Source organism: Shewanella gelidimarina, from assembly GCF_023283945.1.
GTDB lineage: Bacteria > Pseudomonadota > Gammaproteobacteria > Enterobacterales > Shewanellaceae > Shewanella > Shewanella gelidimarina.
In genome coordinates, this window is the sequence record NZ_JAKIKW010000010.1 from 1 (window position 1) to 14299 (window position 14299).

Here is a 14299-nt window from a genome sequence, read left to right on the forward strand (position 1 = left end):
CAATGGCATCAAACAGTTTCCATCAGATCAAGCCTGTTTGCAGTGTCATGATGTTGATGACTTAGCAGAGCAAACAGCGCGTAGCGAAGAAGATAAGTGGCAGAATCCACATAACAACCTGCATTACGGTAAAGAGTTACCTTGCCAAGAGTGTCATGGCGAGCATACATCTAAAAAGCCATTATGCAGTAACTGCCATACTTTTAAGTTTGATAAATTTAAAGAGTAAACGGTAAACCACTCATTGTGATGAGTGGTGTTTCATCTCAATTATCCTAATCATTAGGATCAGGCCATGCTACTCAGTAATGGCCTTTTTTATTGAAAGAAAATTTATAAGATCCCTGCAAGTTTCTATAAGTTAATATTAGCCTCGCAATTTTATTGCGAGGCTTTTTATTTGTGTGGATATACATCTATTACTATTAGTAAAGTTTTATTGATTAAGTTCTAATTTAATTAATACAATTAAATTTTGTCATCATATTTTGATTGTGTGATACAGATGATGATTTTTTTGATAAAAGTTTGTGGTTTAATCATTTTTGGAAATGATTCCAAATATAATATTACGCGGAGTTTTATATTATATAATTAAACAATAATGGTGATGTATGAACGGTAAAATAGTATTGGGAGCTTTGCTTCTGTCCAATAGTGTCGCGGCAGCTGAGATTCCAGATTTCTTAGATGCTAATGAGATTAAGTCGGCAAAGTTTAGTTGTTTAGCTGAGCAAGCAAAATATTCTGCTGATGACCAAAAGTATGTCGATATTCTATGGGATGAGACTTTAACCTATCTAAAAGCTTACGCTATTGCACTGACCAACGATCAAACAAGCGGTTGCCTTAATTCGGACTCGGCTATGATTGACTCGACAGAGGGCGGTCAACGTATGTGCTTGATGGATAGGCGTGATATGAAGTTGATGGTGAAAAACATCTATCAGGTGATTAATAACGCTGATGAGGCAAAAAAGTGCTTTGGTGCACGTGAAGACGTTGCTTGGATCTACAATCCAGGTGGTGAGCTAACGGAAAACTCTCCCGTGGCGAAATGGCTGAATCGCACTACTTTTGAGACCTTTTTTAAAGAGAAGGTCACTAACCCTGAAGTGAAAAAGTTAGGTAAGAGTTTTACCGATAATTTTTACAAGATGGTGACGGGTGATGAAGTCAAAATGCCTGCGGTATTTCCTTATGACATTAGCGCTAATGCATTACCTAATTTATGGGCGGCGGCGGGTTGGTTCCCTATGTACGCAGAAGAAAGTAAGCGTAACGATAAGAACTTTAATAATATTCGTGGTGGTTATGCATACGCTGAAATATTTGGTCATTGGGGCTTATTACGTATCGATGAAATTAATGGCGAAAAGGTCGGTGCAGAAGTGGGTATGACAGTACAATCTGTTGATACCTTGTATCCGTTCCATAATCACGCAATCTCTGAGATGTACTACAACATGCGTGTGCCAGCTTGTACCAATCAGTTCAAAACAATGGCTATCCGTGAAGATTCACCTCTTGTTACAACCGTAAAAGAGGATGACAAAATACGTCGAGTGCAATTTGATGAAGGTCAGCATAATTCACAAACTATGTGGTTATCAGGTAGCAGCGAACAAGATCCATTGATCTACTTCCACCAGAATACTATCCATGCATTTGATGTTGACGGTAGTTGCGAAGCTAAGCCTGAAGAGCGCGCTATCGTATCAGTCTGGGCCAGAAGTAACGCGAATGACAAGCGTAATGACTATGGCACAACTTTGCTGTGCGAATCAGCTGAAAATCCGGGAACACCGGCTAAACGTGGCGAAGTTATTCAGTGTGATTTAACCAAAATTAAATGGTAGTGATTTAATATGACGATAGATAAAATCTATCGTCTATTAATTTAATCCCACTGTAGATATAACCCTCTCAATTAATTGTTTAACACTATATTATTTTTTAAATAAAAGGACGTATTCGATGAGCAAGCTAAATATAGCGCTGACTTTTTCGGCGCTGGTAGCTATTACGAGTAACTTTGCCGTTGCTGATGATTTAAAAGTTGGTGGTTCAGTTCGTGCTAATTACAGTTATAGTGATTATTCTGAATCGTCAAAAGATAAAATTGGTGATCTCGACTTTAACTTATTATCCGTTACTTTTTCAGACAAATGGAATGATATTGGCGTTAAAGCTGAATATCGGTTTTATCAAGGTTATGATTTCTTAAAATATGGTTATGCTTATTGGGATGTCAATGAAGACTTAACGGTTAGCGGCGGCGTTATCAATAAACCTTTTGGTAATAAGGGCTACGCATCGCATAACTGGTGGTATAGCTTAAACTACTATTTGGGCTTTGAAGACGATTATGGTGTTGGTGTTGCGGCAAAATATCAAAATGGTCGTTCACTAACAGAGTTCGCCTTTATTAAGAATGCGGTATATGGCGGCAGTGATCATCGAGATTTTGCGGGTACGGTAGCTAAAGGCACGGTTGATGGTACGAGTTATAATAACGAAGAAGCTAATACTTTAGCGGCTCGTCAAAGCTTTACGCTTACGGATGGGGAATTGATTACGATAGTGGGTGCATCACTTGAGTACGGACAACTCTATAACTCAGCGTTTGGTGAAAATGGCGATACTCTTAATTATGCTGCACACCTTGATATGAGTTATGACGGATGGGGCCTTCAAGCACAATATTTAGCTTATGATTATGATCAATATGACGATGGTCAAATTGATCCGAATAAGATTGGTATGGGCATGTTAGATGGATTTTTTGAAGTTGCTAGCAAAGGTAATATCTATACCGCTAACTTATCAAAAAACATCACAACTTCATGGGGAAGCTACACGCTCTATAATGACTTTAGTATGGTACAGCCAGATGTTGAAGCGTTTGATGACTCATTGCTAAATACAACGGGTGTGTCATTAGCATATGGTCCAGTCTTTGTTTATGTTGATTATTATATGGCTAAAAACGTCTTATGGTTGGGTGGCAACAGCTTGGGGTTAATCCAAGCTGATGACGATTGGGATCAACGATTTAATATCAACTTCGCTTACTACTTCTAGTGGCTTGCTCACTGTAGGTTAATTTAAAAACCTAAAAAAATGCCAACAATATTGTTGGCATTTTTTGTTTAACAGATTTGAAGCCGTGGTTAATTGGGATTGACAGTTTGAGTGACTTCACCCAAGTCAGTTACGTTGGCTTTTATTAAGTTAATTAATTGATTTGTCGCCTCAGTTTGTGTCTCTGGATTGAGATACAAGGACTCATTGAAAATCGGCAGTGGCGGAATATTGTGTTCAATAGGATCGATGATTTGCATCTTGTCACTAATTCGAAATTCGGCAACGGGGGCGATCACTAAGTCATTTTCGACCGCCATACATATTGCTGCTGGCGATGGGGTTGACAGTAATACACTCATTGGACGCATGGATATTCTATGGTTGGCAAAAACCTGTGCGCGAATGGGACAGTTCTCAGGATACAAAGCCATAGGCACGGTTTCCCGTTTATGGGCATTGCCCTCTTTTGCCGCAACCCAATGAAAACGACGTTCAAATAGCAGTTCACCATGGCCTGCTGCGGGTGCTTGCCAGTGAGTCGCAACAATGACATCGAATTCACCGTTGTGCAGTCGTTTATAAAGATTGCCACTTACATCGGTATCGATGACTAGCTCGATGCAAGTAAACTCCCGAATAAACTCCAGTAAACAACTGCTGAGATAACGGTTAATGTAATCTGTCGGCACGCCTAGTCGTATCACTTCACGGTTTTGACAATCCTTTAGTTCATCAAGAGCTTGTGAGCTGAGCTGCATCATCTTATAAGCGTAGTTAAGCAACGTCTTACCAGACTCAGTTAGCGTGACGCCTTTGTTATCTCTGAGTAACAAAGGTTGACCCACACTCTCTTCTAGCTTTTTGATTTGTAAGCTAATAGTTGATTGTGTGCGGCAAAGTTTATCCGCCGCCTTGGAAAGGTTTCCACATTCAGCTACCGCAATAAAGCTTTCTAACAATTCAATTTTTAACATGGGCTATTGAGTTTATTCATAGTGGTATCAGTATTACTCAATACCGCCGTAAGTCCTAGGCTGCTATGTTATGAATGTGAAGTTTATTTAAACTAATTGTTAGATTCGTGAAGAGGTCGACATGAGTAATTGGCAACAACGAGAAAGCTACTTAACTGACGTTGCGGAGCGATGCCTGCGTGGCCATAAAAGTTTTGACTTACGGCGTTCTCATTTGGTTGAAGCTAGTCAGATCTCTAAAGGCACAATCTATAATCATTTTCCAAGTGAAGCGGATTTAATGGTGACGGTGGCGACGGCACACTTTAAAAAGCGTTTAGAAAGAGCCGCTATCGACGAGAGCCAATATCAAGACTGTTTAACGCGTTTTTTGATGCACCATTGCTGGGGTATACGTGACGACCTCTTATATAATCGTTTTATTATTTCGAGAGTGATGCCAAATTCTGAACTCCTTGAGCAAGCAACTGACGATAATCGTTGTGCTTTTGAACAAGCTTATAACGATTATATTCAATGGAACCATCGACTAATAAAGGCCGTTGGTATTGTTGAAGGTTTTAATCGAGCAGAGCTGGTGGCCAATTATTTACGCGGCGCACATATTAATTGTGATGATGCGGGTAAGCACTACAATGACGCTAACTTATACCATCAGTTTAGTTACGCATTGGCACAATTAATGGGACACTCAGATAAGCGGATCCCCAAGCTGAGCGACTATATAAACTGGCTTGCGTCATTAGAAGTGACCGCAAGCGCGGCTTAGTCCATACCCAAGTCATTTGGGCATGGTCTCGTTTACGCCAAGGGCAATGTTATGGTGATTTTAAGACCCGTGGGGGAGCAGTTTTCAGCTTTTATCTGACCTTGATGCGCAGTCACCGCAGCTTCAGCAATCGCTAAGCCTAAGCCCCATCCGCCAGACTCTCTATCTCTTGCAGATTGCGGACGATAGAAGGGTTTAAAAATAGCTTCTAAGTCGGCAGTATCTGGGATCCCGGGTCCATCATCGATAATTTCAAGTTTAATTAATTGACCTGTAATTGAAGCTTGAATAGTAATTTGTGAAGTTGCATATCGAATCGCATTACGCAGCAAGTTCTCTACCGCCCTAGACAGTGGCCTAGGGTAAAGCGGCACTCGTATCGATTCATCAATGTCGATATGCAGTAGCTTATTTTGCTGCTGAGCCTCAAAATCGGCGTCATCCAGCACCTGACTTAAGGCCTCTGCAAGCTCTAAGTTGTGCTTAGATTCGCTGGCATTGAGCTTAACCCGCGACAGTTCTAATAACTCGGCAATCATCTGTTCCAACAGATCCGCTTCGTACTCTATTCGTTGTGTCTCTTGGGTTTCTTGACCTTTTTTACGGCTTAGCGCCAGTGACAGCTTGAGCCTAGTCAGGGGCGTTCTGAGTTCATGTGAGATATCGCTTATCAATCGCTGTTGGCTTTTGACCATATCTTCAACAGAATCAGCCATCCCGTTAAATGCTTGAGCAAGCTGTCCAATTTCATCATTACGCTTGGCTGTTGCACTGTCGACACGGCTGCTTAAATCACCATTAGCTAAGGCGTCAGCACTGCTTTTTAGTGAGCGTAATGGTTTGCCTAGATGCCAGGCAAAAAGCCCGCAGAGCAAGCCTGACAATAAAATTGCAATGCTTAAGGTGAGGATTTTGTTATCAATAAAAAAGAAAAACCAAGGTCGAGGGTGATGCTCGGGTAAACGACCATATAAAGCGTATTGCTTACCTTCTGCTGTAAACTCATATGGACCAAATAATAGCTCATCTCTGAATTGATGCTTTATTGGTTTACCGGCTTCATCAGCCATCAGCATAAACCGACGTAGTGCTCGTGAAGGCTTATGAGTATTGAGCACTCGTGAGTTTTCATCGACAAGGTAGATCCTTACCGGGCGACCATCTCTCTGTTTGAAGCGGCTCAAGCGCTTCATCCTATCGGGCTGCATGACTTGGGGGGAGTCAATGATCTTCTGTGCCAGCTTTGCCAACATGCTCTCGAGGCGAGGAGGTAACTCTGACTGGTCATGGTTTTGCTGTAATAGCGGCAATAAACCGATGAGGGCTATGATCAATGAGCTACATAGCCAAAAGCCGAGCAGTAACTTTACAAAAATATTGTTGGGGCTTTTTCTCAATGACATTTATGGTAACCAGATATAACCTTTGCCACGAATCGTTTTAACGCGTGGACGACCATCAATACGTTCAGGCATCTTTTTACGTAAGTTAGACAGATGCATGTCTAAACTACGATCAAATGGCATCAGCTTCTTTCCCAGCACTTTTTCACTGAGTGTCTCTTTAGACGCTAGCTCACCAGCATGTTGTACTAACTCAAACAGCAAACTAAATTCAGTTCCGGTCAGAATGATAAGCAGTTCCTGACAATGCACCTCTTGACGAGCAGGATCTAAACTGAGATCACCAAAGGACTGTATTGTTTGAATATTGTCATTAGGTTTAATATTCGTGCGTCTGATAATAGCGCGGATACGTGCGACGAGTTCGCGGTCATTGAATGGTTTAGGGAGGTAGTCATCTGCGCCAATCTCAAGGCCAACGACTCTGTCTATTTCATCGCCTCGTGCCGTTAACATCAATACCGGAGTTTGCTTCTTGGTACGCAGTGCACGTAATACTTCAAAACCATTGAGTTTAGGTAGCATCACATCGAGCAAGATGAGGTCAAATGTTTGTTGTAATGCGAGATTGAGTCCCGCCTGGCCATCATGGGCTAATGTCAGTTCAAACCCTTCTAGTTCTAATAGTTGTGCCAGTAATTCAGAAAGACCTAAGTCATCATCTATCAACAGTATACGGCTCATGCTAACCCTTTTTATTGCGCTCAATATCAGGAGTATACCTTGTTTGATGTCAATTGCTGTTTAGCAGTGTAATTCAATGTAAAGGTCATTTATTCATGTCGTCGGCATTTAGGTTTACTGCGTCAGCTTTACAGTGTTTTACGTAAGCTAAACCCTCGCTTACATTGCAATGGTTACACTGGTAAGCGTCGAAAACAGCTTAGCGTAACCACGCTAAATCGAATTGAGAAGAGGCAGTATATGAAAAAGAATACTTTAAAAGCAGGATTATTGGCGCTAGTGGCAAGTACCACATTACTCACTGTTACAGTGCGTGCCGCGGATGAACAGTCTGAACAGAATAACCAGCACGAGCATCATCAGATGAAAGGAGAGCGCGGCGGGCATCATGATAAAATGCGTAAGATGTTCCGCGGTTTAGATTTATCTGATGAACAAAAAACGCAAGTGAAGCTCATATTGAGTTCGCATCGTGAAGAGATGGTGTTAAACCGTCCATCGAAAGAGGAGCGCACAGCGCAAAAAGCACAGATGCTAGATTTTATCACTGCTGCGACTTTCAACGAGGCAGAAGTTAAACAAGCACTGGCTGCGAAACAAGAAGATCGTCAGCAAAAAGCGGTCAATATGATGAAACTGCAAAACGAGGTTTATCAATTGCTGACACCTGAGCAGCAACAGAAATTTAAGCAACGTTTTGCAAAGAACAAACACCACAAAAGATGATTTACATAATATCGTCATTAAACATGAGGGGATTCATCAGTTTTCCCCCTCAGTTTGATATAAACTTAAGATCTGGACTTCCCTTACTTTACTCGTAAACAGATCTTATGAATGACACTTCCCAATATGATTTTTGGGTTAAGCTTGCCAGCCGCGCGGCGGTTGCAACAGCCTTAACCCTAATCGCTATAAAATTAGCCGCATGGATGTATTCTGGCTCGGCCAGTATGTTGGCGTCTCTAACGGACTCTTTTGCAGATGCCTTGGCGTCTATCGTTAATTTTATCGCTATCCGCTATGCGATAGTTCCCGCCGATCAAGATCATCGATACGGCCATGGTAAAGCTGAACCGTTAGCTGCACTTGCCCAATCTGCGTTTATTCTTGGCTCTGCATTTCTGCTTCTATTCCATGGTGGTGAACGACTCATTAACCCAATTGAAGTGCAGAATGCGACTTTGGGTGTGATTGTATCAATTATCGCCATCGTGCTTACCTTCGCTCTAGTGATGCTGCAGAAAAGAGCGTTGGCAGCTACCTCAAGCACGATAGTCGAGGCTGATGCTCTGCATTATAAATCGGATCTGTTTTTGAATGCCGCGGTGTTATTAGCATTGGTTCTATCGCAATATGGCTGGTGGTGGGCTGATGGTTTATTCGCGGTGTTAATTGCACTTTTCATTGGTCAGCAAGCGATAGGTTTAGCATATCGGTCGGTACAATCTCTATTAGACAGGGAGCTCGATGATGATACTCGACTTAAAATCAGCGAGATCGCTATCATTGACCCTCAAGTTAAAGGGATCCATGATCTCAGAACAAGAGAGTCAGGCAAGACCATGTTTATTCAATTTCATTTAGAGTTAGATGGCTCGCTGAGTTTGGATCAGGCGCATACCATTGCGGTTGATACCTCTATCAGGATCCGGCGTGAGTTCAGTGATGCAGAGGTGATTATTCACCAAGATCCAGTGTAATCCGTCATGGGGAGCCTGTATAAGCAGGCGTTAGTGCTTTTGGTTACTGTTTTGATGATTACCAGTTATAGCTTTGTGGTCGGAATGATTGTTTACACATAATTGTCGCAATTTGTATCCTTGCCATGCTAAATTCCTGCGCATTAAAAACGATGTAAGGGAATTATCATGAAAAAAATATCAATTGTTGCGTTAGCTGTTCTAGGACTGACAACTTCACATATAGCTTCTGCAGAGACGGATCGCGTTGGAGCATACGTGGGTGGTCAAATTGGCGCATTTTCCGCTGATGCTGAGGGCGACTCCGAATCAGGCCAAAGCTATGGTGCTTATGGTGGATACAACTTCAATGAGTGGTTTGGTCTAGAAGGCACTCTTTATATTACTAATAACTTCGTCGATGAAGATTTTGTGGATGTTTATGCCGCTGCTTTTTCTGTAGCACCTAAATTCACATGGGTTATCAACGATACATTTTCTTTATACGGTAAAGTGGGTGTCGCTTCTGTCGCAATGGTTATCGACAACCCGATAAGAGACATCGATTATTCAGGTTTTGGTTTAACCGTTGGTGCAGGTGTTAACGCAGCCCTGACTAACAATCTCAATATCCGCTTAGGGTACGATTATACCTCAGCAGAGCTGGACTCAGATGATTTTGGTACCAGTGATTTTGACATCGATTTGTCAAACGTGACCTTAGGTATGCATTACCAGTTCTAGTTAATGCTAGAGCGTATTACAGCGCAACATTGAAATATAAAAAGGATATCAAACGATATCCTTTTTTAGTGTCACACTCTCGTGTTGCTCTTTATTCCATCGCCAACTCTTTCAGTTTACGAGTTAAGGTATTACGCCCCCAGCCCAAACGTTTAGCGGCTTCTTGTTTATGGCCATTGGTGTGTTTTAGCGCCGTTTCTAGTAAGATCCGTTCGAAAGCCGGCTGCACTTCAGTAAGCAGGTTACTTTCACCCTCTGCTAAGCGCTGATCTATCCAACGTTTTAACGCCGCTTCCCAGTCGGCAGTGCCAGTGTTTTGCTCGTGAGATACCGCGGGCTCCTCTAGTAATTCAGGGGGCAGGTCTTGGGGCAAAATTTCTTGTCCAGACGCCATCACGGTTAACCAACGACAAGTGTTTTCTAGCTGACGAACATTACCGGGCCAAGGCAGTGTTGCAAGCTTATTGGCTGTTTCCTTGGTCAGAATTTTGGGCTCAACATCGATCTCTTTTGCGGCGATGACTAAAAAGTGACGTGCGAGCTGGGCAATGTCTTCTCGTCGTTGCGATAACGGCGGTAGATGCACTCTGATCACATTCAAACGATGAAACAAATCCTCTCTAAAGCCACCTGCTTGCACAAGTTGTTCTAAATTTTGGTGCGTTGCAGCAATAATACGCACATCAACCTGAACGGGAGAGTGACCTCCTACGCGATAGAACTGACCATCGGCTAGCACTCGTAACAAACGAGTTTGTACATCCAAGGGCATGTCACCAATTTCATCTAGAAAGAGTGTGCCACCATTTGCTTGTTCAAATCGACCTTGGCGAACATTTCCAGCGCCTGTAAAGGCGCCTTTTTCATGGCCAAACAGCTCCGACTCGATTAAGTCTTTAGGGATCGCCGCCATATTAATTGCAATAAAGGGCTTACCCTTTCGGGGACTGTGTTTGTGTAACGCACTGGCGACTAGCTCTTTACCTGTACCCGATTGGCCATTAATCAGCACGCTAATGGATGAGCGTGATAATCGACCTATGGCTCTAAACACTTCTTGCATTGCCGGCGCTTCACCAATGATTTCGGGAGTGGCAACAACGGGTTCTGCAGGTGCACTGCTATTACTTTGTTCGTTAGCGTGCGTAATCGCGCGTTCAACGAGGGAGATGGCTTCATCGATATCAAACGGCTTAGGCAGATACTCAAATGCGCCTGCTTGATAAGCACTGACTGCGCTATCAAGGTCGGAGTGGGCGGTCATAATGATGACGGGAATATGTGGATAATGGGTTTGTAGGCGTTCGAGTAGCGTTAAGCCATCGGTGCCAGGCATCCGAATGTCAGACACAATCACTTTGGGCTGCGCTGTTTCAAGGGCATCCCACAATGATTCGGCAGCGGCAAAACTGGCACTGCTGAGTTTGGCGCTTTGTAATGATTTTTCAAGCACCCAACGAATAGAGCTATCATCATCGAGGACCCATACTTGTTCAGTCATGTTGTTGTTTTCCTCATTTAGCTATTGATGGGTAGGGTGATGGTGAACTCGGTGTGTCCAACAGAAGAGTCGCATTCAATACGGCCACCGTGCAATCGGGCAAAGTTATGCGCAATCGATAATCCGAGGCCTGAACCTTGTTCACGGCCTGTGACCATTGGGTAAAAGAGCGTATCCATTAAGTCGGGGTTAATGCCGGGTCCGTTATCGATAACGGACAACATCAGCACTAATTTATGTCGCTGTGTGCCAATCGTTATTTGATGCTGTGTGCGTGTTTTTATGCGGATATTACCGCCTGCCGTATCGAGTGCTTGCACCGCATTTTGCACAATATTGAGCACAACCTGTTGCAGTTGGTCGGGATCCATTTCGATATCAGGGATGGAAGGATCATAATCTTGCAACAAGGTGACATTGTCAGGCAGGGTTAAGTTGACCAGTTGTAATACCTTATGCACCACTTCATGGATATTATAAAGACGGTGTTGCGTCGGCTTTTGTGGGCCTAATAATCGGTCTACTAAGCCTCTTAAACGATCGGCTTGTTCAATAATTAAGTCGGTAAACTCTCTGAGTTCAGGCTCTTCAAGCTCCCGCGATAACAGCTGCGCTGCCCCTCTTAAACCCCCTAATGGATTTTTTATTTCATGTGCAAGATTTCGCACCAGAAATTGAGCGGCTTGTTGCTGTGCATCTTGAGTTAATTGCTGGTGGATGCGCCTTTGTTGATCGACCTGTCGTAGCTCTAATAAGGCCTGACCATGTTCTTGTTCTATTGGCGTTAGGGTGACATCGACAGTGTGTTGTTGACCGTCTAGAGTGACCAGTGAAACGGTATTAACGGTCAGCCCTTGGTTATTTTTAATGGCTAATTGCAGCATCGGAAGATCAACGGCCAATGTTTGATAATGTTCAGGCAAACTCAGTTCAAGGAGTTTGTTATTGCTAACACCCAAAAGCTGCTCAGTAGCAACATTAGTGTAAAGCAGTTCCAGCTCATCATTGATAACGAGCACTGCAGTCACTAAGTGATTGAGCAATAAACCTGTATCCATCTGCTACTCCGCCTTAATTCAGTTGCACCATTTTGGGATTCTAACTTAGTTGCACCACTATGGTGCACCAAAGTGGTGCGGTCTGCAACTAGACTTCATCGGAGTAATAACATTAAGCTAAATTAGTTAAGTGGATGTATTTATTCGTGTTAACTAATTATTCGCGAGCGAGATCAGACATTATCTTGCTCTATTTTGTATTGTCCGATGAAGAAAAATTTTCCTTGGGAGAGTTGATGCAAGTAGTTTGCCGTCTTGTGTTAGCGCTTTGATAATAAAAGTATGCTCACCGCGGTCGACATTATTCACTTGGAACAAACCGCTTTGTTGCGCATCACTTTGTTGCTTACCGTCCATAAACAGCACTAATAGATGTGAAGGAGCAAGTTCAGGTTCAATCTGCAGTGCGATTGAAATATTACCTTCATTACTTCTTACCGTTTCTTCTTCGTTAGGAGAGGCGATACGCATGCGGTAATTAATCTTATCGCCAGTAGGAGATAAATGTCCATTTGATGGACTGGGAGGCGGGGGAAGCTTTATTTGGTTCTCGGTGTTTTTGTTAAACTCAACGACTTCAGCATTTTTTACGGGCTGATCGGAAAAATGTATTTTACCGTCCTGATCTACCCATTTGTATACAGTCGCATGGATAAGTGGGCTGACAAGCAGCATTAAAACCAAAAAACCTAGGCGCATAGTGAGTTCCTTTGTGACACGTTTGCTCTCTCAGACTAGCGCCTTTTCAATAATAAATCATGAATTTTATTGATGATAATTATGCATTTGTCCTAAGTTATCCAAGTTGTGAACTGAAGGTCAGGGCTTATATGCTAATGTAGGTGTTAACTGCACCGTGAGCAGATCTATATTTCCCTCTAATTGTGGCAATGTTGTTGGTCTAGGTACACTACCCATAATAGAGCTCGATCTGACGGATTACAGTGAGTCGTTATAATACTAATGTTTACAGTATAGTTTGAGGTGATGATGGCTTTGAATAAAATCTTATTTCTGGTATTGCTCAGCATGGGCAGTTTTTCAACTTTAGCTTCATCGCCTAGTTTTGACTGTAATAAGGCTAGTGGTGCAGTAGAGCGACTGATCTGCCAAGATGATGAGCTAGCATCATTAGATAGAACAATGGCGACAGTATATCAGCAAGCTTTGAAAAACATTCCGGTAGAAGAACAACCCAAAGCGATGCAAAGAGGCTGGATAAAAGGCCGTAATGACTGCTGGAAAGCGCAAAGTGTGCGTGAGTGCGCGATGCAAAATTACCAAAGCCGCATTATAGAGTTAAAAATCCAAGGTGGATTGTTAGAGGTCCCTGCGAGTACTCTGTTTGATTGTGAGGATTTCCCTGCAATTACCGCTGTTTTTTATACCCAGTTAGATCCCGTCACAGCTGTTTTTTCGTTTGATGAGCAACAACTGCTGGCAACGAATGTACCCAGTGGCAGTGGTGCTAGATATCAAGGAGCTAACTTTGAGTTCTGGGAGCATCATGGCGAGGCAAGCGTCCGTTATTTTGATCAGGATTCTATTTGTAAGCTCCGCTAGCGGTGTAGAGCTGAACTCTTGAGTTAAGCTGTATTGCCCACCATTTAGTGTATTCGGATTCATCAACAAAAAGGCAGCATATAGAGGCTGCCTTTTTGTGAACGGTTAACTTAGACTAAGTCTAATAACGGTTAACTGTTGTCATATTGCTGTTCAATTTCACTCGCTTTAGCGCTATTGGCATGCTGGTCTAGCTGTTTTGCATAAGTGGCAATGTGTGGATATTTCTCCACCTCATCGCTGGCGACTAACAACTCAACGATAAACGACATCATAATATCTGCACCTGTGAGTTTATCGGCCACTAAGTAGCGTTTACCCTCTAAAGCCTGATTGACATAGCTAAGCACTTTTTCTGTTTCAACGGCGGCGTAGCCCTCTAGAAAGTTGGTTTGGCAACCATCTTTGGCGACAAACATTCTAAGCAGTAATGGCAGTATCGCAGAGCTTTCGGCAAAATGTAGCCATTGCAGATACTCGACATACTCGTTACTGCCTCTTTCTGGCGCTAACTTCCCAGCCGCGTGAACGTCAATAAGATATTCAGTGATCGCACCTGATTCGGCAATAACCTGTTGGTTATATTCGATCACGGGTGACTTACCGAGTGGATGAATGGCTTTAAGCTCTGGCGGTGCTAAAAATGTTTGGCTATCTCGTTGGTAGGCTTTGATTTGGTAGTCTAGCCCCAGCTCTTCTAGTAACCAGATAATGCGTTTTGAGCGAGATTTGTTTAAATGGTGCAAGGTGATCATCGTCTGTCCTTTGCTATTATTTGCCGTTGATACGGCTAAAGCGGAAAATGGGCATTGTGGATTTAAAGGGGCAAAGCCC

At 42.8% G+C, this 14299-nt stretch carries 14 protein-coding genes and 1 pseudogene; 8 read left to right on the forward strand and 7 right to left on the reverse strand.

Annotated elements, in window-relative coordinates; genetic code table 11:
- The 3 genes and pseudogenes from ardB to L2729_RS10225 all read left to right on the forward strand — a co-directional run.
- Positions 1-229, forward strand: a pseudogene (ardB, locus tag L2729_RS10215) (acrylate reductase cytochrome subunit ArdB); the annotation flags it as partial.
- 385 nt (positions 230-614) lie between these two features.
- Positions 615-1859, forward strand: a complete 1245-nt coding sequence (gene dddY, locus L2729_RS10220) for a dimethylsulfoniopropionate lyase DddY (RefSeq protein ID WP_102038703.1) — start codon at positions 615-617, stop codon at positions 1857-1859.
- Between the two features lie 118 nt (positions 1860-1977).
- Positions 1978-3084, forward strand: coding sequence for a hypothetical protein (locus L2729_RS10225; RefSeq protein WP_248988175.1), 1107 nt, complete (start codon positions 1978-1980; stop codon positions 3082-3084).
- Positions 3085-3173: 89 nt separating this feature from the next.
- Here L2729_RS10225 and L2729_RS10230 read toward each other — a convergent pair whose 3' ends face one another.
- Positions 3174-4061, reverse strand: a complete 888-nt coding sequence (locus tag L2729_RS10230) for a LysR family transcriptional regulator (protein ID WP_248988176.1) — start codon at positions 4059-4061, stop codon at positions 3174-3176.
- 121 nt (positions 4062-4182) lie between these two features.
- On the opposite strand from L2729_RS10230, the gene L2729_RS10235 reads away from it, so the two are divergent.
- Positions 4183-4830 carry a TetR/AcrR family transcriptional regulator gene (locus tag L2729_RS10235; protein WP_248988177.1) on the forward strand — a complete coding sequence of 216 codons (648 nt, stop codon included), beginning with the start codon at positions 4183-4185 and terminating at the stop codon, positions 4828-4830.
- 32 nt (positions 4831-4862) lie between these two features.
- On the opposite strand, the gene L2729_RS10240 is transcribed toward L2729_RS10235, so the two are convergent.
- A complete protein-coding gene (locus L2729_RS10240) occupies positions 4863-6233 on the reverse strand; it encodes an ATP-binding protein (protein WP_248988178.1) in 1371 nt (456 codons plus the stop codon).
- Entirely contained in the window at positions 6234-6917 is a 684-nt protein-coding gene (locus L2729_RS10245) for a response regulator (protein WP_248988179.1), read from the reverse strand.
- A 240-nt stretch (positions 6918-7157) separates the two neighbouring features.
- Here L2729_RS10245 and L2729_RS10250 point away from each other — a divergent pair, with 240 nt between their 5' ends.
- The 3 genes from L2729_RS10250 to L2729_RS10260 all read left to right on the forward strand — a co-directional run bounded on the left by L2729_RS10250 (position 7158) and on the right by L2729_RS10260 (position 9343).
- A complete protein-coding gene (locus L2729_RS10250) occupies positions 7158-7643 on the forward strand; it encodes a Spy/CpxP family protein refolding chaperone (RefSeq protein WP_248988180.1) in 486 nt (161 codons plus the stop codon).
- Positions 7644-7750: 107 nt separating this feature from the next.
- On the forward strand, positions 7751-8620 hold the full coding sequence (gene fieF, locus L2729_RS10255) for a cation efflux pump FieF (protein ID WP_248988181.1): 870 nt from the start codon (positions 7751-7753) through the stop codon (positions 8618-8620).
- A 168-nt stretch (positions 8621-8788) separates the two neighbouring features.
- The gene (locus L2729_RS10260) at positions 8789-9343 is read left to right on the forward strand and encodes a porin family protein (RefSeq protein ID WP_248988182.1); all 555 of its coding nucleotides are present in this window, start codon (positions 8789-8791) and stop codon (positions 9341-9343) included.
- A gap of 91 nt (positions 9344-9434) precedes the next feature.
- On the opposite strand, the gene glnG is transcribed toward L2729_RS10260, so the two are convergent.
- The 3 genes from glnG to L2729_RS10275 all read right to left on the reverse strand — a co-directional run bounded on the left by glnG (position 9435) and on the right by L2729_RS10275 (position 12601).
- Positions 9435-10844 (reverse strand): nitrogen regulation protein NR(I), encoded by a 1410-nt coding sequence (gene glnG / locus L2729_RS10265; protein ID WP_248988183.1) that lies wholly within the window; start codon positions 10842-10844, stop codon positions 9435-9437.
- 17 nt (positions 10845-10861) lie between these two features.
- On the reverse strand, positions 10862-11902 hold the full coding sequence (gene glnL, locus L2729_RS10270) for a nitrogen regulation protein NR(II) (RefSeq protein ID WP_248988184.1): 1041 nt from the start codon (positions 11900-11902) through the stop codon (positions 10862-10864).
- Positions 11903-12082: 180 nt separating this feature from the next.
- Positions 12083-12601, reverse strand: a complete 519-nt coding sequence (locus tag L2729_RS10275; RefSeq protein WP_248988185.1) for a DUF4124 domain-containing protein — start codon at positions 12599-12601, stop codon at positions 12083-12085.
- 297 nt (positions 12602-12898) lie between these two features.
- On the opposite strand from L2729_RS10275, the gene L2729_RS10280 reads away from it, so the two are divergent.
- Positions 12899-13465 (forward strand): MliC family protein, encoded by a 567-nt coding sequence (locus L2729_RS10280; protein ID WP_248988186.1) that lies wholly within the window; start codon positions 12899-12901, stop codon positions 13463-13465.
- A gap of 131 nt (positions 13466-13596) precedes the next feature.
- Here L2729_RS10280 and L2729_RS10285 read toward each other — a convergent pair whose 3' ends face one another.
- On the reverse strand, positions 13597-14220 hold the full coding sequence (locus L2729_RS10285; RefSeq protein ID WP_248988187.1) for a glutathione S-transferase family protein: 624 nt from the start codon (positions 14218-14220) through the stop codon (positions 13597-13599).
- Between the last annotated feature and the right edge of the window lie 79 nt (positions 14221-14299).

Coding starts and splice junctions, on each gene's coding strand:
- dddY (WP_102038703.1), top strand. CDS start 615: ATGAACGGTAAAATAGTATTGGGAGCTTTGCTTCTGTCCAATAGTGTC.
- L2729_RS10225 (WP_248988175.1), top strand. CDS start 1,978: ATGAGCAAGCTAAATATAGCGCTGACTTTTTCGGCGCTGGTAGCTATT.
- L2729_RS10230 (WP_248988176.1), bottom strand. CDS start 4,061: ATGTTAAAAATTGAATTGTTAGAAAGCTTTATTGCGGTAGCTGAATGT.
- L2729_RS10235 (WP_248988177.1), top strand. CDS start 4,183: ATGAGTAATTGGCAACAACGAGAAAGCTACTTAACTGACGTTGCGGAG.
- L2729_RS10240 (WP_248988178.1), bottom strand. CDS start 6,233: ATGTCATTGAGAAAAAGCCCCAACAATATTTTTGTAAAGTTACTGCTC.
- L2729_RS10245 (WP_248988179.1), bottom strand. CDS start 6,917: ATGAGCCGTATACTGTTGATAGATGATGACTTAGGTCTTTCTGAATTA.
- L2729_RS10250 (WP_248988180.1), top strand. CDS start 7,158: ATGAAAAAGAATACTTTAAAAGCAGGATTATTGGCGCTAGTGGCAAGT.
- fieF (WP_248988181.1), top strand. CDS start 7,751: ATGAATGACACTTCCCAATATGATTTTTGGGTTAAGCTTGCCAGCCGC.
- L2729_RS10260 (WP_248988182.1), top strand. CDS start 8,789: ATGAAAAAAATATCAATTGTTGCGTTAGCTGTTCTAGGACTGACAACT.
- glnG (WP_248988183.1), bottom strand. CDS start 10,844: ATGACTGAACAAGTATGGGTCCTCGATGATGATAGCTCTATTCGTTGG.
- glnL (WP_248988184.1), bottom strand. CDS start 11,902: ATGGATACAGGTTTATTGCTCAATCACTTAGTGACTGCAGTGCTCGTT.
- L2729_RS10275 (WP_248988185.1), bottom strand. CDS start 12,601: ATGCGCCTAGGTTTTTTGGTTTTAATGCTGCTTGTCAGCCCACTTATC.
- L2729_RS10285 (WP_248988187.1), bottom strand. CDS start 14,220: ATGATCACCTTGCACCATTTAAACAAATCTCGCTCAAAACGCATTATC.